The following is a 16525-nucleotide window of genomic DNA, read 5'->3' as shown; positions in this document are numbered from 1 at the left end:
CGCCTCGACTAACGATCCGCCAGTTTTATCATATCGATCAGGCTGGCGAAGGCGCTGCCGTTTAGCGAGGCACGGTTATAAAGCATGAATATATCTAAAGCGGGCAGGGTGATATCGACATCTACTATTTTTAAATTCATTATTTTTTTATAGTGATTAAATGTAGGTAACGGCATCAGTCCAATAAGATCTGACTGGTTAATAATATTAATAATAGAAATGTATGAGTCGCTGCTGAAAAGAATATTGCGCTGCGGCAATACCGCCTCAATGTCTCTTTGCAACGCCAGCGCGCCTCTCTCCGGCGTGCTGTACAACGTAAACCCCTCAGCCAGTACATCAGTTATGTTTACCTTACCCGTTAAACGCGGGTGATCGGCGCTACATACCAACACCAGCGGTTCGCTGGAGAGCTTTTCGCAGACGATGGCCGGGTTAGCAATGGCAAACAGAGAGAGAATGAGATCGGCTTTGCGGTAGGTTAACAGCTCCTCTGCCGACTGCGGGGTAATAAAGATATCATGATGTTCAATAGTGTAGCTGGCCTGCCTGCGCAGCATGTTAACCAGCGCCATGCTCCCTTCGTTCATCAGCAGCTGTGGCGTATAGATAACAAACTTTTTACTCAGCTCGTTGCTGTTCATCATGTTGATGGTCTGCTCAAGCTGGTTAAGATTCTCTTCCAGATGGATATGCAGATTGATGGCGACCGTGGTCGGTGCCACGCCTTTCCCGCTGCGGACAAACAGCGGATCGTCGAGATGGGCGCGTAGACGCTGCAAAGACTGGCTCACTGCGGAGGGGGTAATAAAGAGCGCTTTAGCTGCTTTACTGATGCTCTGATGCTGATAAATACACTCAAATATAAGCAGCAAATTAAGGTCGAACTTTTTTAAATCATAGAGGTTAGCCATTTTTATCTCGCCGTACTGCTGCTTATTAATAACGATCTCAGGACGGGAAGAAATATACCATGAAAAGACCGGTATTAAACGATGTGTCCTAAAGTGTACTCATAACGGCGCAACCTATCACAGCCATAGATCAGACCTTACAGCGGTGCATTGCCCTTTGTTCAGGGGAGTGATGTAATCCCCGACGCCATTACGGCTTTTACGTTGTTAGATATCGCTGATTGATTTGATAAAGCAAACGCATTAGCCGTTGCCATCAAAATTCGGTACCTTATATCTCATCGAAACCACGGAGGAAGTATAGATGTCCTTAATCAATACCAAGATCAAACCTTTTAAAAACCAGGCGTTCAAAAACGGTGAATTCATCGAAGTGACCGAGAAAGATACCGAAGGCCGCTGGAGCGTCTTCTTCTTCTATCCGGCTGACTTCACCTTCGTTTGCCCGACCGAGCTGGGCGACGTAGCCGATCACTACGATGAGTTGCAGAAACTGGGCGTGGACGTGTACTCCGTCTCCACCGACACCCACTTCACCCACAAAGCGTGGCACAGCAGCTCTGAAACCATCGCTAAAATCAAATATGCGATGATCGGCGACCCGACTGGCGCACTGACCCGTAACTTCGAAAACATGCGTGAAGATGAAGGCCTGGCTGACCGTGGCACCTTCATCGTTGACCCGCAGGGTATCATTCAGGCGATCGAAGTGACTGCAGAAGGCATTGGCCGTGACGCATCTGACCTGCTGCGCAAAATCAAAGCGGCTCAGTACGTTGCTGCTCACCCAGGCGAAGTGTGCCCGGCTAAATGGAAAGAGGGTGAAGCGACCCTGGCTCCGTCCCTGGACCTGGTTGGCAAGATTTAAGTCTGAAAAGCCCGGCGGCGCTGCGCTTGCACGGGCCTATCTATCACGGGTGCGCTATGCACCCGTTTTTCCCTAACAACATGATTCAAGTTGCATTCAGGCAGCCCCATTGAGGCAGCTTGCATGATGATGTTTTTAACTCAGGAGTGACCCTAATGCTTGATACTACAATGAAAACCCAGCTTAAGGCTTATCTTGAGCGTCTGACCAAACCTGTTGAGCTGATTGCCACCCTGGACGACAGCGCTAAATCGGCAGAGATCAAGGAACTGCTGGCTGAAATCGCCGAGCTGTCTGACAAAGTCTCCTTCAAAGAGGACAATCAGCTGCCGGTGCGTAAACCCTCGTTCCTGATTACTAACCCAGGCTCTGACCAGGGGCCGCGTTTTGCCGGCTCTCCGCTGGGCCACGAATTTACCTCGCTGGTGCTGGCGCTGCTGTGGACCGGCGGTCATCCTTCCAAAGAAGCGAAAGAGATGCTTGAGCAGATCGCCGCGCTGGAAGGGGACTTTGAGTTCGAAACCTACTACTCGCTCTCCTGCCACAACTGCCCGGACGTGGTCCAGGCGCTGAACCTGATGTCCGTGCTTAACCCACGCATCAAGCATACGGCGATTGACGGCGGCGTGTTCCAGAACGAAATCACCGATCGTAACGTTATGGGCGTACCGGCAGTGTTCCTGAACGGCGTTGAGTTTGGTTCAGGTCGTATGACCTTGACCGAAATCGTCTCTAAAGTGGATACCGGTGCGGAAAAACGCGCGGCGGAAGAGCTGAACAAACGTGACGCTTACGATGTGCTGATTGTTGGCTCCGGCCCTGCGGGTGCAGCGGCAGCGGTCTACTCTGCGCGTAAAGGTATTCGTACCGGCCTGATGGGCGAGCGTTTCGGTGGCCAGGTGCTCGACACCGTGGATATTGAAAACTACATCTCCGTGCCGAAAACTGAAGGCCAGAAGCTGGCCGGTGCGCTTAAGGCTCACGTTGATGATTATAACGTTGACGTTATCGATACTCAGAGCGCGACCAGACTGACCCCGGCGGCAGAAGAGGGTGGCCTGCATCAGATCGAAACCGCGTCTGGCGCGGTGCTGAAAGCACGCAGCGTGATCATTGCCACCGGTGCCAAATGGCGCAACATGGGCGTGCCGGGTGAAGAGCAGTACCGTACCCGCGGTGTAACCTACTGCCCGCACTGCGACGGCCCGCTGTTCAAAGGTAAACGCGTCGCGGTCATCGGCGGCGGTAACTCCGGCGTTGAGGCGGCTATCGACCTGGCCGGTATTGTTGAACACGTTACGTTGCTTGAGTTTGCCCCAGAGATGAAAGCCGACAAGGTACTGCAGGATAAGGTTCGCAGCCTGAAAAACGTCGATATCATTCTCAACGCTCAGACTACCGAAGTGAAAGGCGACGGTACCAAACTGACCGGCCTTGAGTACCGTGCCCGCGTGAGCGGCGATGTGCATCATCTTGAGCTGGCAGGTATCTTCGTGCAGATCGGTCTGCTGCCGAACACTAACTGGCTGGAAGGCGCGGTTGAGCGGAACCGTATGGGTGAGATCATCATTGATGCGAAGTGCGAAACCAGCGTGAAAGGCGTGTTCGCGGCGGGCGACTGCACTACCGTGCCGTACAAACAGATCATTATCGCTACCGGGGAAGGTGCGAAAGCCTCTCTGAGCGCGTTCGACCATCTGATCCGCACGACAGTATAATAAGCAAGTAAGACACCTGCACTGTGAGCAGCGAGGCTACCTTCGGGTAGCCTCTTTTTTTATCACGTCTTTTTTTCCGCTAAGATTACTCTCAAAACCGCCGTCGATTCGCCTGACCGCCCAGATTAGCGCCTGGACTGACTAACCTTGATCCGTGCAAGCCTAATTTTCACTCTCCCGATCTGACGGGGTAGCGGAGGTCTGAATGAAAGCATTGACGTATCATGGTCCCCATAACGTTCGCGTCGAGAGCGTGCCGGATCCGATTATTGAACAGCAGGATGACATTATTCTGCGCATTACCGCGACCGCCATCTGCGGCTCCGACCTGCATCTGTACCACGGTAAAATCCCCAAAACCGAGCATGGCGATATCTTCGGCCACGAGTTTATGGGCGAAGTGGTCGAAGTGGGGCGCAATGTAAAAAATATCCAGAAAGGCGAGCGGGTGGTCATTCCCTTCGTGATTGCCTGCGGCAGCTGTTTCTTCTGTCAGCAGCATCAATACTCGGCCTGTGAAACCACCAACGTTGGCAGAGGCGCATCGCTGAATAAAAAGCAGATCCCACCGCCGGCCGCGCTGTTTGGCTATAGCCACCTCTACGGTGGCGTGCCGGGTGGCCAGGCAGAGTATGTCCGCGTGCCTAAGGGTGACGTTAACCCCTTCAAGGTGCCGCAGCTGCTCCCTGATGATAAAGTGCTGTTCCTCTCCGATATCCTGCCGACTGCCTGGCAGGCGGTAAAAAACGGCGAGGTCAAAAAAGGTTCACGGATCGCCATCTACGGGGCGGGTCCGGTAGGCCTGCTTAGCGCCGCCTGCGCCCGACTGCTGGGAGCCGAGCAGATCTTTATGGTCGACCACAATGACTACCGTCTGCGCTTTGCTGAAGAGCGTTATGGGGTGATCCCGATTAACTTCGATAAGCATGACGATCCTGCCGAGGTCATTATCGAAAACACCCCGGGCAATCGCGGTGTGGATGCGGTGATCGACGCGGTTGGCTTCGAGGCGAAAGGCAGCACCACCGAAACGGTTCTGACTAACCTCAAGCTGGAGGGGAGCAGCGGTAAGGTGCTGCGTCAGGCGATTGCCGCCGTGCGCCGGGGCGGGATTGTCAGCGTGCCGGGGGTTTATGCTGGCTTTATCCACGGCTTCCTGTTTGGTGACGCCTTCGATAAAGGCATCTCGTTCCGCATGGGCCAGACCCACGTTCACGCCTGGCTGCCGGAGCTGCTGCCGCTGGTTGAGCAGGGCCTGCTGAAGCCGGAGGAGATCGTTACCCACTATCTGCCGCTGGAAGATGCGGCCCGTGGCTATGAGATGTTTGATAAACGCCAGGATGACTGCCGCAAAATTATTCTGGTGCCCGGGGCGCAAAGTCCGGAAGCAGCGAGAGCCAGCGTAACGGCCCTGAGCAACGGTAATATCAACCTGCCGCCGGCTTAATACCTCCTATACTTCCTCCAGGCCTTCGTTACTTACCGGTAATGAAGGCCTTACTGTTTCTAACGCGCCCGTTAACAGGAGATCCCATGAGCGATTACGATAAACTCACGCTAAAAGATGGTAGTTATCTCTATTTCAAAGACTGGGGCAGCGGACAGCCGATTGTGTTTAGCCACGGCTGGCCACTTACCGCCGATGCGTTTGAAGATCAGATGCTTTTTCTGGCTTCCAAAGGATACCGCGTCATTGCCCATGACCGCCGTGCCCATGGCCGCTCGGCCCAGCCCTGGGACGGGCATAATATGGATCAGTATGCGGACGATCTCGCCGAGCTGACCGCGCACCTCGATCTGCAAGGCGCTATACACGTCGGACACTCTACCGGTGGGGGAGAAGTAGCGCGCTATATTGGCCGTCATGGAACCGAGCGCGTCGCTAAAGCGGTACTGATTAGCGCAGTCACGCCGATCATGCTCAAAACGGATTTTAACCCCGACGGCGTGCCGCTGGAGGTTTTTGACGGTATTCGTGCCGGCGTGCTCAACGATCGCGGAGCTTTTTTCTATGAGCTAAGCGCCGCGTTTTACGGTTACAACCGCGTCGATACCAGCGAATCGGAGCAGGTGCGCCAGAGCTTTGTTGCTCAGGGAATGCAGGGATCGATTAAAGGTCTTTACGACTGTATTGCGGCGTTTTCAGAAACCGATCTACGTGAAGATTTAATAAAAATGACTATTCCAACGCTGGTGATCCACGGCGATGACGATCAAATTGTGCCGTTTAAGACCTGCGGCAAAGTTGCTGCGGAGATCCTACCCGATGCCCGGCTGATCGTCTACGAAGGGGGTTCCCACGGCATTTGTACTACGCACAAGCACCAGATTTCTGACGATCTGCTCGCCTTCATCCAGTCCTGATTGCTCATACAGGCTACCCGCTGCTTAACGCGCAGAGGGTAGCTTTTCTCCGCTAATAGCCAACTTCATCCAGAATAAACTCGTTGCCACAGTTTCCGGGGTGCGGCTGGGCAATAAATGACGTGGCAGAGAGCGGCGCATTAATCGCATTCGCCTTCAGAGTGATCTGCACCTCCGTCAGGTAGGCCGGGTTGCCGTTACAGGTCAGCTTCACGGCCTTCACGTTGGCAACGCCGTATGTTCGGGCAAAGGCGGCATCAAAATCGCTGCGGCTGACGCGCTCGCCATAGTTAGCAGCAATAAACTTACCTAAGGCGCTCTGCTTGATCTCGCTGGCCATGCGCACCATCACACCAAAGTAAGCATCTGGATCGAAGCCAAAGCAGACCCCGTGCTTGGCATATTCATAGCGCTCGAGACAGGAGTTTGCGCCGGCTCCCGGCATCACGCTATTCAGCTTTGCCGCACTCTCCAGCGACAGCCCGGTCTCAGCGCTGGCACACTTCTGACTGGCACGCGCCTCGGGCATGTTGGGTATCGGCCGGGTAGCACAGCCGTAGCGCATCCAGCGGCGATCGTCTACGCCGCGTGCGGCGATAGACTTAGGCAAGCCGGGCCACAGGCCGTGCACGGTCAGAAAGTCGTCTTTGTTATCACTCTCTTTTTGCAGGCGGCACTCGTCCGGCTCGCGCTGGCGGCGATCGTGCTGGCTCTGGCAGAACCCGGTCTGCCACGAGAGCGCCAGCACGTAGCGATCAAAATCACCATATTGCGTGGCGCTGAGGGGCGCAGCAGACGCGGCGGCGGTCCAGAGCATGGCCGTTGCTGCGGCAAGCAGCGTTACGAACTCCTTTCTGAACATTTCAATTCCTGATGAATATATTTAAATAGTTCCAGAAAGTTATTAAAGCATAAAAAGAGCGCCGGACAGGCGCTTTTTCGTGTGGTGCTTAGGGCAGGGCCGTGCCGGGAACCAGGATCTCCGTAGCGACAATCACCACGATTAACCCCACCAGAACCGGTACTGAAGTGCGTTTTACCACTTCGAAGGGCGATATTTTTGCCATCCCGGCAACGGCAACCACTACGCCGGAGACGGGAGATATTGTGCGCCCAAGGTTAGAGGCTTGCAGCATGGGAATCGACAAATAGGCCGGATTAATGCCCGCCTCGCCGGCCAGCTTCGGGATCATCTCTACAAAGGCGTAGAACGGCGCGTTGCCCGAGCCGGTGGTCATCGCCGCCAGCATGGTCAGCGTCACCAGTACCAGCATCAGAATAATACTTGCCGAACCAAAGGAGGTGGCGATGGAGATGAGGCTTTCAATGAAGCCGATGGTGCTCAACCCCTGGGCAAAGACCCCGGCGGCCACCAGCAGGATCACTACCCCGGCAAAGGCGTCCGCCATACCACGATAAGCCACCTCCAGCCCGGAGAAAACCCGCTGGGTATTGAACCCGCGTACAAACTCCAGCACCGCCGCCAGCAGTATGCAGATCACCAGAATAGTGATGATATGCAGCTCCGGTCCCCACTTGCCGTCAAAGATCAGCACGCCGACGATGGGCGTAAAGGGCAGAATGGCGTAAAACGCGGGCGCGCTGGTAGTAATATCGCTCACGTCCAGCATCTCTGTAGAGATACTCTCTTTTCTGTCCAGCCAGCGCTGCCAGAAAAAGTGAGCAATCGCCATCGCAATAATCGCGGCGATGGAGATAGGCAGGGTGGTTTTGAAGGCGAAGTCGATCAGCGGCATTTCTGCCGCCTTGGCCGCCAGCACTACGTCCCCCGAAGTAGGGGAGAGGATAATCGCCGCCGGTGAGGCGCAGATGGCCGCCGCCGCACCGCGGCTGATGCCGACGTTGACCATCACCGGGAAGAGGGTTGCCATCAGCAGCACGCCAAGCCCGGTGGCCGAGGAGACCGCCAGCGACATCAGGCAGGCCACAAAGTAGGCGGCGATCATTAGAATGTAGGGCGAATTGATATAGCGCAGCGGCTTAGAGGCCAGCTTGACCACCATATCGTTCGCGCCGATATGGGTCATATAGGCGGCAAACCCGCACAGCATCATGATCATCATGCCGAGGTCGCCGCCGCGGCTCATCAGCAGGATCTTGATATATTCGACAATATCGGTGGCGCTGTAGCCGGTACTGGTGGCACTCGACGGCAGGATTTTATGGCCCATCAGCGCGCTGGCGATCAGCAGTATCAGGCCGCCGACAAAGAGTACGCCGGTCGCCGAGTAGCCTTTGATGATGTAGCGCGCAACGCCAACAATCACCACCACGCCCATCAGGAGTTCAATAAAGGTCAACATGGTTCCCTCTCATCATTAAGGCATGCAATGTGCCCAACGGAAGCGAACCGGTAGCTGACTAAAATCAATAAATTGCTAAGTAACGCGGATTATCTGACGAATTGGCTACCTGGGTAGAACTTCTGCATATGACTAAGTGAAATCGCTTAAAAAAATCTTTAAGTATTAATTAATCGCTGCGTATACTCGGCAATCTCACCCTCTTTATGTGGTTTTTATGTACGCACCCTGGCTTCGGCGGCTACGCTTTCTCAAACGGCATCTTCTGATGTTGTTGATGGCGTTTGGCTGGCTGCTGTTCCAGAGCCAGGTGGCGATTGCTTCTCACGACTGCACGCTGGATATGCAGGGCGAAAGCGCCATGATCCAGCATGTAGATCATATGCAGATGCCGGAGACCCCAGAGGCCCATGCGCTCCAGGCACCGCTGTGTGATAAGCACTGCGTGCCGGATGCGATGCAGAAAGAGTCCGGACACGGATCGCTGGCGGCCTTGCCGGTGGATATCACCCTTGCCATTAATCTGCCCGCCTGTGCTGATACGCCTCCCACCGAATGGTCGCTCACCCCACCCGCAGCAGGGCCGCCGGCAACGATCCGCTATTGCCGGTTCCGGGAGTAGATACCTGTTAATCCGTTGAATTTACCCAATTAACGATTAACAGAGGTTCTACTATGTTCTCTTTTACATCCAGTACGCTCTCGGGCGTGCTGTTTATGCTGTTCGTCTCCGTCGCACAGGCGGAGCCGTATACCCTCACGCAAACCCTTGCCGCCGCCCAGCGCTACTCCGCTGAACTCTCCGCCAGCCGTAACGAGGCGCAGGCGCTTAACGCCATGGCGGAATCGGCTCGCGAACTGCCCGATCCAAAGCTGAAGTTTGGCCTTGAAAACCTGCCGGTGCAGGGTAGCAACGATCGTCGTTTTACCCGGGAAGGGATGACCATGCAGCGCGTCGGCGTCATGCAGCAGTACGTCAGCGCGGATAAGCGCGAGCGGAAAGCGCAAACCCTGCTGGCAGAGTCGCAAAGCGTCAACGCGAAGGGCCAGGCGATCCGCGCCGCTCTGCAGCGGGACACCGCCCAGGCCTGGCTGGATCTGGCGATTTCCTCCCGCAGCCTGGAGGCGGCCCGGCAGTTGCTGGCTGAAACCAGCCGCCAGCAGAGCGTGCAAAAAGCCAGCGTTGGCGCGGGCAGCGCTGCTCCGGAGAGCGTGCTGGCGCTGCGCATCACCGAAAGCGCGATGCGGGACAACGTCACTCTTGCCGAACGCGACGTGCAGATCGCGCAAACCCGCCTGTACGAACTTACCGGGGAGACGATTACCGCCGCTGCCGGGAAGATGCCCCCTTACCAGCGTCTTCCGGCAGCGGAGGATGCGCTTGAGGAGAGCGTTGCCCTGCATCCGGAAGTATTGGCCGCCACGCGCGAGGCCAATACCGCCAAGGCCCGCTCCGCTGAATCTGCCATCGCGGCAATCCCGGACGTTGAAGTAGAGGTCTACTACGGACGGCGCTCCGAAGGCAATGACGATCTCGCCGGGGTGATGTTTACTGTCGATCTGCCGCTGTTTCAGTCGCACAGGCAGGATAAAGATCACGCTGCCGATCTCTCGCGCACGATGCAGGCCAACGATCGTCTGGCACTGACCGAGCGTCAGCACATAGCTCAGGTGCGCACCCTGGTGGCCGACTATCGTGCGGCGCAGCTCCGCTGGTCGCGCCAGCTGCACGACGTGCTGCCCCTGCTCAGAGAGCGCCTGTCGCTGCTGGCGGCGCAGTATCGCGCCGGACAGTCCGATCTGACATCGCTGCTGGAGGCCCGCCGTAGCGTGCTGGATAGCGAGCTGGCCGCCACTCAGGCGGAAAAAGAGATGGCCCGGACGTGGGCCGCGATCCACTGGCTGATCCCCGAGGGGCAGGCATGATGAAAAAATCAGTGATTTTATTAGCCCTTGTCGCCATGCTGGCCGCCGGGGCGGGCTATTTTGCCGGTTATCACGAGCAGGCCCCCGCAGTGGAGCAGTCGCCCGCACGCAAAGTACTCTACTGGTACGATCCCATGGTGCCCGACCAGCGATTCGATAAGCCGGGCAAATCTCCCTTTATGGATATGGATCTGATGCCGCGCTACGCCGATGACGCGCCGGAAGAGACCGGCGTAGCGGTGAGTGCCAGGCAGCAGCAAAACCTCGGGATGACCACTGCCAGAGCGCAGATGCGCGCCCTTGCCCCGACGCTCTCTGCGTTTGCCACGGTGACCACCGACGAGCGCAGCATTCAGATCGTACCGGCCCCCGCCGCGGGGGTAGTTGAATCTCTCTACGTCCGCGCTCCCCAGCAGTGGGTAAAAGCGGGCGAACCGCTGGCCCGCCTGTGGATCCCGGAGTGGATCGCAGCGCAGCAGGAGTATCTGGCCGTGCGCCAGCTGGGCGACGCCGCCCTGACCCAGGCCGCCCGGGCGCGGCTGGCCCTGCAGTTTATGCCTGAATCCGTTGTGCGCGAGCTGGAGCGCAGCGGCAAGCCGCAGACGCGCCTGACCCTGCGCGCAACGCGCGACGGCTACGTGGTGAAGCTTGATGCGCGGGAGGGGGCGAGAGTTGAGGCGACGCAGCCGCTGTTTGAGCTGGCGAGCCTCGATCCGGTCTGGCTGGTGGTCGACTATCCGCCTGGCGATATGCAGATCCTGAGCGTAGGCAGCGAGATTATCGCGACTGCCGAAAGCCTGCCCGGCGAGACGTTTCATGGCCGGGTGAGCGAGCTGCTGCCGCAGCTGGAGACCACCACCCGCACCCTGAAGGCGCGCGTCGTGTTGGATAACCCGCAGCAGAGGCTGAAGCCCGGCATGTTCCTGACGGTGACGCTACCGGAGAGTGCCGCCGGTGCGTCGGTGCTGGCAGTTCCGGAGGAGGCGGTGATTGATACCGGCACCCAGACCCGTGTGCTACAGGCAACTGGCGAAGGTCACTTCAGGGCGGTCAACGTGACGACCGGCATGACTTCTGCGGGCTGGACGCAGATACTTTCCGGCGTGAAGGCAGGCGACAGCGTAGTGACCTCCGGCCAGTTCCTGATTGATTCCGAAGCCAGCCTGCGCAGCGCCCTGCCACAGGCGCAGCCCACGGCAGAAACGCCGTCGGTGGCCACCCCGGCGATGGAGCATCAGCATGACCATAACCATGCCATGCACGGCGGGGAGGTGATGCCATGATCGCCGCCGTGATCCGCGCCTCGCTGCGCAACCGTCTGCTGATCCTGCTTGCTGCCGCAGTTATCGCGGCCTGGGGACTCTGGTCGCTTCAACGCGCTCCGCTGGATGCGCTGCCCGATCTCTCTGACGTGCAGGTGATCGTTCGTGCCAGCTATCCGGGCAAAGCGCCACAGATTATTGAGGATCAGGTAACCTATCCGCTCACCACGACCATGCTCTCGGTACCGGGTGCGAAAACGGTGCGCGGCTTTTCGATGTTCGGCGATGCGTATGTCTACATCCTGTTTGAAGACGGGACCGATCTCTACTGGGCGCGCTCCCGGGTACTGGAGTATTTAAGCCAGATTCAGGGGCAGCTGCCTGCCGGAGTTAACGTTGGGTTGGGACCAGACGCCACTGGCGTTGGCTGGATCTATGAATACGCTTTGGTCGATCGCAGCGGTAAGCACAGCCTTGCCGATCTGCGGGCGCTGCAGGACTGGACGCTGAAGTTTGAGCTGAAAACCGTGCCCAACGTGGCGGAGGTGGCCAGCGTCGGCGGCATGGTACGTCAGTATCAAATCATTCCCGATCCGGCGCGAATGCGGGCGCTGAATATCACTCATCAGCAGATAATTGATGCGGTTCAGGCGGCGAACCAGGAGAGCGGCGGCGCGTTGCTGGAGATGGGGGAAGCCGAATATATGGTGCGTACGACAGGCTACCTTAAGAACCTTAATGAGTTTCGCCAAATTGTTATCGACAGCCGCAGCGGCGTGCCGGTGCTGCTGGGGGACGTCGCTACCCTCCGTAACGGACCGGAGATCCGTCGCGGCGTCGCCGAGTATAACGGCGAGGGCGAGGTAGCCGGGGGCATTATCATAATGCGCTACGGTAAAAACGCCCTTGAGACCCTGCACGCGGTGAAGGACAAGCTGCGCGATCTCCAGCGCAACCTGCCGGAGGGGGTGGAGATTGTCCCGGTCTATGACCGCTCAGCGCTGATTGAGCGCGCCGTGGAGACGCTAAGTCATAAGCTGGTGGAGGAGTTCATTGTCGTCGCACTGATCTGCACCCTGTTCCTGTTTCATTTTCGATCCGCGCTGGTGGCCATCGTCTCGCTGCCGCTGGGTATTCTCGGGGCGTTTATCATCATGCACTACCAGGGGATCAACGCCAACATCATGTCCCTGGGAGGCATCGCCATTGCCATCGGCGCGATGGTTGACGCCGCCATCGTGATGATCGAAAACATGCATAAGGTGCTGGAGCAGTGGCGACACGAGCATCCGGGGCGTCAGCCCGAGGGGGGAGAGTACTGGCGTATCGCTGAGCAGGCGGCGGTGGAGGTGGGTCCGGCGCTCTTCTGTAGCCTGCTGATCATCACCCTGTCGTTTATTCCGGTCTTCTCGCTTGAGGCGCAGGAGGGGCGGATGTTTTCGCCCCTCGCCTTCACTAAAACCTGGTCGATGGCGGTGGCGGCGGGGCTGGGGATCACCCTGGTGCCGGTGCTGATGGGGCTGTTTATTCGTGGGCGTATTCCTGACGAGCAGGACAATCCGCTCAACCGCTGGCTAACCCGCGCCTACGCGCCGCTGCTGGACAAGGTGCTGGCGTGGCCAAAAATGACCCTGGCGCTGGCCTTTCTGCTGCTGCTGGCGACGCTCTGGCCGTTGAGCCGCCTCGGTAGCGAATTTATGCCGCCGATGGACGAGGGCGATCTGCTCTATATGCCCTCCACGCTGCCGGGAATTTCCGCCCGTGAGGCGGCGAAGCTGCTTCAGCAGACCGATCGCCTGATCAAAAGCGTGCCGGAGGTGGCGAGCGTCATGGGCAAAGCGGGAAGGGCGGAGACGGCTACCGATCCCGCGCCGCTCACCATGATTGAAACCACCATACGCTTCAAGCCGCGCGACCAGTGGCGGGCGGGCATGACGCCGACAAAGCTGGTGGAGGAGCTGGACAGGACCGTCAGCGTGCCGGGGATTGCTAACGTCTGGGTGCCGCCGATCCGCAACCGGCTGGATATGCTGGCGACCGGGATCAAAAGCCCGGTGGGGATTAAGGTGAACGGTAATGCAATTGCCGATATCGAGAGGGTGGCGCAGCAGATTGAGCAGGTGGTGAAAAGCGTGCCTGGCGTGACCTCTGCGCTGGCGGAGCGGCTGGCGGGCGGACGCTATATCGATATTAACATCAATCGCCAGCAGGCGGCGCGCTATGGCGTGTCGGTGAAGGCGCTACAGTCGCTGGTCTCAACGCTGGTGGGCGGGGAGAACGTCGGTGAAGTGTTGGCCGGGCGCGAGCGTTACCCGATCAATATTCGCTATCCCCGCGATCTGCGTGACAGCGTTGGGAAGCTGCGTATGCTGCCGGTGGTAACAGAAAACGGCAGCCAGGTGGCCTTGGGCGAGCTGGCGGAGATTGTGGTTAACGAGGGACCGCCGATGCTGAAAAGCGAAAACGCCCGCCTGTCGAACTGGATTTACGTCGATCTGCGCGGGCGCGATCTGAAGTCTGCCGTGGCGGAGATGCAGCAGCGGGTGGCGGAGCAGGTTACGCTGCCGCAGGGGGTAACGCTCTCCTGGTCCGGACAGTTTGAGTACCTTGAACGGGCAACGGCGACGTTAAAAACGGTGCTACCGGTGACGCTGGCGATTATTTTTATACTGCTCTATCTCACCTTTAAGCGGGTAACCGATGCGCTACTGATTATGGGCACGCTGCCGTTTGCGCTGATTGGCGGCGTCTGGCTGCTCTGGCTATTGGGGTATAACCTGTCGGTGGCGGGGGCGGTGGGGTTTATTGCCCTCGCGGGAGTGGCCGCCGAGTTTGGCGTGATCATGGTGCTCTATCTTAACCAGGCGCTAGGCCGGCACGGCGTCTATGCAGGTAATGCCGAGAATGGCCTGTTGATGCAGGCCATTCATGAGGGGGCGGTGCTGCGCGTACGGCCAAAGGTGATGACCGTTGCTACCATCATGGCGGGGCTGCTGCCGATCATGTGGGGTGATGGAACCGGAGCAGAAGTGATGCGGCGAATTGCCGCTCCAATGATAGGCGGAATGATCACGGCGCCCCTGCTGTCGATGTTTGTCATCCCGGCGCTCTATTTTTTAATCCATCGCACTTCCTCGCTGAAAAAACAGCAAATATTGCAGCTGGATAAAAAAAGATAGCGACATTTATCACTTTTTAACGAATATCAACTGGACAAAAGTCATGACAATTGTTGTACTGATACCCGACACAGCATTTGTGTCGTTTTTCATGTAAAGGTAATTTTGATGTCTAAGATTAAAGGTAACGTTAAGTGGTTTAATGAGTCCAAAGGATTCGGTTTCATTACTCCGGAAGATGGCAGCAAAGACGTGTTCGTACACTTCTCTGCAATCCAGAGCAATGGTTTCAAAACTCTGGCTGAAGGTCAGCGCGTAGAGTTTGAAATCACTAACGGTGCCAAAGGCCCTTCTGCTGCTAACGTAATGCCTATCTAAGTTAGCGATAAGACAGAACTCTAAAACCCGCTGAAAAGCGGGTTTTTTTTCGTCTGATGAACGCTACTGCGCACTGGCCGTAGAGACTAGCCAGAAGGCCAGCGCCGTCATCGCAAAGGAGCCAAGCAGGTTCACCGCAACGTTCAGCAGCGCCCAGCCCGCACGGCCATCCTGCAGCAGAAATACCACCTCAGCGGAAAACGTGGAGAAGGTCGTCAGGCCACCGCAAAACCCGGTGGTAATGAGCAGCTTCCACAGCGGATCGATATGGGTCATTCGGTTAAACCACGCCAGCCCCATCCCGATGATAAACGCTCCTGCCAGGTTTGCCGTCAACGTACCAATGGGGATCGCGTGGTGTAACGGATTAAGCTTCATACCGAGAAACCAGCGCAGCACGCTGCCGGTCCCGCCGCCGATAAAAACCGCAAAAAACAGTTGTATCACTGTCGATTCCTGCTATTTGATGTGTCAGGTCGCTAAGTTTAACGCAACGGGGAGAGGGGTGAGAAGATGATTGTGGCAGCGGGACAGTTTGTGGTGACGGCGAGCTGGGAGGAGAATGCCCGGACCTGCGTCGCGCTGATGACGCAGGCGGCAAAGCGGGGGGCCGCGCTGCTGGTGCTGCCCGAGGCGCTACTGGCTCGCAGCGACAGCGATCCGGGCCTGTCGGTGGCCTCGGCGCAGCCGCTGGACGGCGGCTTTCTGACGCAGCTGCTGGCGGAGAGCCGAAAAAACGCCATGACTACGGTGTTGACCCTTCACGTGCCGTCCAGTCAGGGCAGGGCGGTGAATACCCTGGTGGTACTGCGGGCAGGGCAGATCGTTGCCCGCTATGCCAAGCTGCATCTCTACGACGCCTTCAGCATCCTTGAGTCGAGCCGGGTGGATGCAGGCAGCGCCATTCCACCGTTGATTGAGGTTGCGGGCATAAAGGTGGGGCTGATGACCTGCTACGATCTGCGCTTTCCCGAGCTGGCCCTCAGCCTGGCCCTGCAGGGCGCAGAGCTGCTGGTGCTGCCCGCTGCCTGGGTGCGCGGGCCGTTAAAGGAGCAGCACTGGGCGACGCTGCTGGCGGCGCGGGCGCTGGATACCACCTGCTATATGGTGGCCGCTGGCGAGTGCGGCAATAAAAACATTGGTCAGAGTCGCGTTGTCGATCCGCTGGGGGTGACCATAGCGGCAGCGGCGCAGGAGCCGCAGCTGATCTGCGCCGAAGTGAGCGCTGCACGGGTGCAGGAGGCGCGGGGGAAGCTACCGGTGCTGCGTCATCGTCGCTTTGCGCCACCGCAGCTCTTGTGATGTTTTTTTAAACAACACTTGATTCACCTTGTTACAGATTGCTATTGTGTGCGCGCGCCGAATATCCGTTAATAGTGTCAGGTTTCAACGGCGCATTTCGCAGCCTGTTTTTTAGTAAAGAAGGTATTTATGGGTGAGATTAGTATTACTAAGCTGCTGGTAGTTGCCGCACTGGTTGTTTTGCTGTTTGGGACGAAGAAATTGCGTACCCTCGGCGGTGACCTTGGCGCAGCCATTAAAGGCTTTAAGAAAGCGATGAACGACGATGACACCAGCGCGAAAAAGAGCGTTGACGGTGACATCCCGGCAGAGAAGCTCTCTCACAAAGAGTAATGGCAATGCCGAATGGC

Annotated in this window: 15 protein-coding genes; 11 read left to right on the top strand and 4 right to left on the bottom strand. The window is 57.4% G+C overall.

The window, feature by feature from the left end; all coding sequences use genetic code 11:
* Positions 1-8: 8 nt before the first annotated feature.
* A complete protein-coding gene (gene citR / locus RTN40_RS03915) occupies positions 9-914 on the bottom strand; it encodes a DNA-binding transcriptional repressor CitR (protein ID WP_312227306.1) in 906 nt (301 codons plus the stop codon).
* Between the two features lie 304 nt (positions 915-1218).
* Here citR and ahpC point away from each other — a divergent pair, with 304 nt between their 5' ends.
* The 4 genes from ahpC to RTN40_RS03895 all read left to right on the top strand — a co-directional run bounded on the left by ahpC (position 1219) and on the right by RTN40_RS03895 (position 5864).
* Positions 1219-1782 (top strand): alkyl hydroperoxide reductase subunit C, encoded by a 564-nt coding sequence (gene ahpC, locus RTN40_RS03910; protein ID WP_312211507.1) that lies wholly within the window; start codon positions 1219-1221, stop codon positions 1780-1782.
* A gap of 155 nt (positions 1783-1937) precedes the next feature.
* The gene (ahpF, locus tag RTN40_RS03905; protein WP_312227305.1) at positions 1938-3500 is read left to right on the top strand and encodes an alkyl hydroperoxide reductase subunit F; all 1563 of its coding nucleotides are present in this window, start codon (positions 1938-1940) and stop codon (positions 3498-3500) included.
* Between the two features lie 205 nt (positions 3501-3705).
* Positions 3706-4947: a zinc-dependent alcohol dehydrogenase gene (locus RTN40_RS03900; protein ID WP_312227304.1), complete on the top strand. Its 1242-nt coding sequence runs from the start codon at positions 3706-3708 to the stop codon at positions 4945-4947.
* Between the two features lie 86 nt (positions 4948-5033).
* Positions 5034-5864, top strand: a complete 831-nt coding sequence (locus RTN40_RS03895) for an alpha/beta hydrolase (protein ID WP_312227303.1) — start codon at positions 5034-5036, stop codon at positions 5862-5864.
* A 52-nt stretch (positions 5865-5916) separates the two neighbouring features.
* Here RTN40_RS03895 and rna read toward each other — a convergent pair whose 3' ends face one another.
* On the bottom strand, positions 5917-6726 hold the full coding sequence (gene rna / locus RTN40_RS03890) for a ribonuclease I (RefSeq protein WP_312227302.1): 810 nt from the start codon (positions 6724-6726) through the stop codon (positions 5917-5919).
* Positions 6727-6814: 88 nt separating this feature from the next.
* Positions 6815-8188, bottom strand: coding sequence for an anaerobic C4-dicarboxylate transporter DcuC (gene dcuC, locus RTN40_RS03885; RefSeq protein WP_312227301.1), 1374 nt, complete (start codon positions 8186-8188; stop codon positions 6815-6817).
* Positions 8189-8456: 268 nt separating this feature from the next.
* On the opposite strand from dcuC, the gene RTN40_RS03880 reads away from it, so the two are divergent.
* From RTN40_RS03880 to cspE, 5 genes are all read left to right on the top strand, one after another.
* Positions 8457-8810, top strand: a complete 354-nt coding sequence (locus RTN40_RS03880) for a DUF2946 domain-containing protein (RefSeq protein ID WP_312227300.1) — start codon at positions 8457-8459, stop codon at positions 8808-8810.
* Between the two features lie 53 nt (positions 8811-8863).
* Positions 8864-10114, top strand: coding sequence for a TolC family protein (locus tag RTN40_RS03875; protein WP_312227299.1), 1251 nt, complete (start codon positions 8864-8866; stop codon positions 10112-10114).
* Positions 10114-11397 carry an efflux RND transporter periplasmic adaptor subunit gene (locus RTN40_RS03870; RefSeq protein WP_312227634.1) on the top strand — a complete coding sequence of 428 codons (1284 nt, stop codon included), beginning with the start codon at positions 10114-10116 and terminating at the stop codon, positions 11395-11397. The genes RTN40_RS03875 and RTN40_RS03870 overlap by 1 nt, the downstream gene beginning before the upstream one ends.
* Positions 11394-14555, top strand: coding sequence for an efflux RND transporter permease subunit (locus RTN40_RS03865; protein ID WP_312227298.1), 3162 nt, complete (start codon positions 11394-11396; stop codon positions 14553-14555). The genes RTN40_RS03870 and RTN40_RS03865 overlap by 4 nt, the downstream gene beginning before the upstream one ends.
* A gap of 108 nt (positions 14556-14663) precedes the next feature.
* Positions 14664-14873, top strand: coding sequence for a transcription antiterminator/RNA stability regulator CspE (cspE, locus tag RTN40_RS03860; protein ID WP_004100146.1), 210 nt, complete (start codon positions 14664-14666; stop codon positions 14871-14873).
* 63 nt (positions 14874-14936) lie between these two features.
* Here the strand turns inward: cspE and crcB are convergent, their stop codons facing one another.
* The gene (gene crcB / locus RTN40_RS03855; RefSeq protein WP_312227297.1) at positions 14937-15320 is read right to left on the bottom strand and encodes a fluoride efflux transporter CrcB; all 384 of its coding nucleotides are present in this window, start codon (positions 15318-15320) and stop codon (positions 14937-14939) included.
* Positions 15321-15386: 66 nt separating this feature from the next.
* Here crcB and RTN40_RS03850 point away from each other — a divergent pair, with 66 nt between their 5' ends.
* Both RTN40_RS03850 and tatE read left to right on the top strand, forming a co-directional pair.
* Positions 15387-16175, top strand: a complete 789-nt coding sequence (locus RTN40_RS03850; RefSeq protein WP_312227296.1) for a deaminated glutathione amidase — start codon at positions 15387-15389, stop codon at positions 16173-16175.
* A gap of 129 nt (positions 16176-16304) precedes the next feature.
* Positions 16305-16508 carry a twin-arginine translocase subunit TatE gene (tatE, locus tag RTN40_RS03845; protein ID WP_103819877.1) on the top strand — a complete coding sequence of 68 codons (204 nt, stop codon included), beginning with the start codon at positions 16305-16307 and terminating at the stop codon, positions 16506-16508.
* The last annotated feature ends 17 nt before the right edge of the window (positions 16509-16525 follow it).

The organism is Pseudescherichia sp. (assembly GCF_031987975.1).
Lineage (GTDB): Bacteria > Pseudomonadota > Gammaproteobacteria > Enterobacterales > Enterobacteriaceae > Pseudescherichia.
Note: the sequence above shows the minus strand (reverse complement) of the source record. Positions and strands in the feature narration are given on the sequence as shown.

What these genes read in the sequence shown, in the direction of transcription:
- ahpF (WP_312227305.1), top strand. Translation starts at nt 1,938, where the DNA reads ATGCTTGATACTACAATGAAAACCCAGCTTAAGGCTTATCTTGAGCGT.
- RTN40_RS03900 (WP_312227304.1), top strand. Translation starts at nt 3,706, where the DNA reads ATGAAAGCATTGACGTATCATGGTCCCCATAACGTTCGCGTCGAGAGC.
- citR (WP_312227306.1), bottom strand. Translation starts at nt 914, where the DNA reads ATGGCTAACCTCTATGATTTAAAAAAGTTCGACCTTAATTTGCTGCTT.
- RTN40_RS03870 (WP_312227634.1), top strand. Translation starts at nt 10,114, where the DNA reads ATGAAAAAATCAGTGATTTTATTAGCCCTTGTCGCCATGCTGGCCGCC.
- ahpC (WP_312211507.1), top strand. Translation starts at nt 1,219, where the DNA reads ATGTCCTTAATCAATACCAAGATCAAACCTTTTAAAAACCAGGCGTTC.
- RTN40_RS03865 (WP_312227298.1), top strand. Translation starts at nt 11,394, where the DNA reads ATGATCGCCGCCGTGATCCGCGCCTCGCTGCGCAACCGTCTGCTGATC.
- RTN40_RS03875 (WP_312227299.1), top strand. Translation starts at nt 8,864, where the DNA reads ATGTTCTCTTTTACATCCAGTACGCTCTCGGGCGTGCTGTTTATGCTG.
- RTN40_RS03850 (WP_312227296.1), top strand. Translation starts at nt 15,387, where the DNA reads ATGATTGTGGCAGCGGGACAGTTTGTGGTGACGGCGAGCTGGGAGGAG.
- RTN40_RS03895 (WP_312227303.1), top strand. Translation starts at nt 5,034, where the DNA reads ATGAGCGATTACGATAAACTCACGCTAAAAGATGGTAGTTATCTCTAT.
- dcuC (WP_312227301.1), bottom strand. Translation starts at nt 8,188, where the DNA reads ATGTTGACCTTTATTGAACTCCTGATGGGCGTGGTGGTGATTGTTGGC.
- RTN40_RS03880 (WP_312227300.1), top strand. Translation starts at nt 8,457, where the DNA reads ATGTTGTTGATGGCGTTTGGCTGGCTGCTGTTCCAGAGCCAGGTGGCG.
- cspE (WP_004100146.1), top strand. Translation starts at nt 14,664, where the DNA reads ATGTCTAAGATTAAAGGTAACGTTAAGTGGTTTAATGAGTCCAAAGGA.
- tatE (WP_103819877.1), top strand. Translation starts at nt 16,305, where the DNA reads ATGGGTGAGATTAGTATTACTAAGCTGCTGGTAGTTGCCGCACTGGTT.
- rna (WP_312227302.1), bottom strand. Translation starts at nt 6,726, where the DNA reads ATGTTCAGAAAGGAGTTCGTAACGCTGCTTGCCGCAGCAACGGCCATG.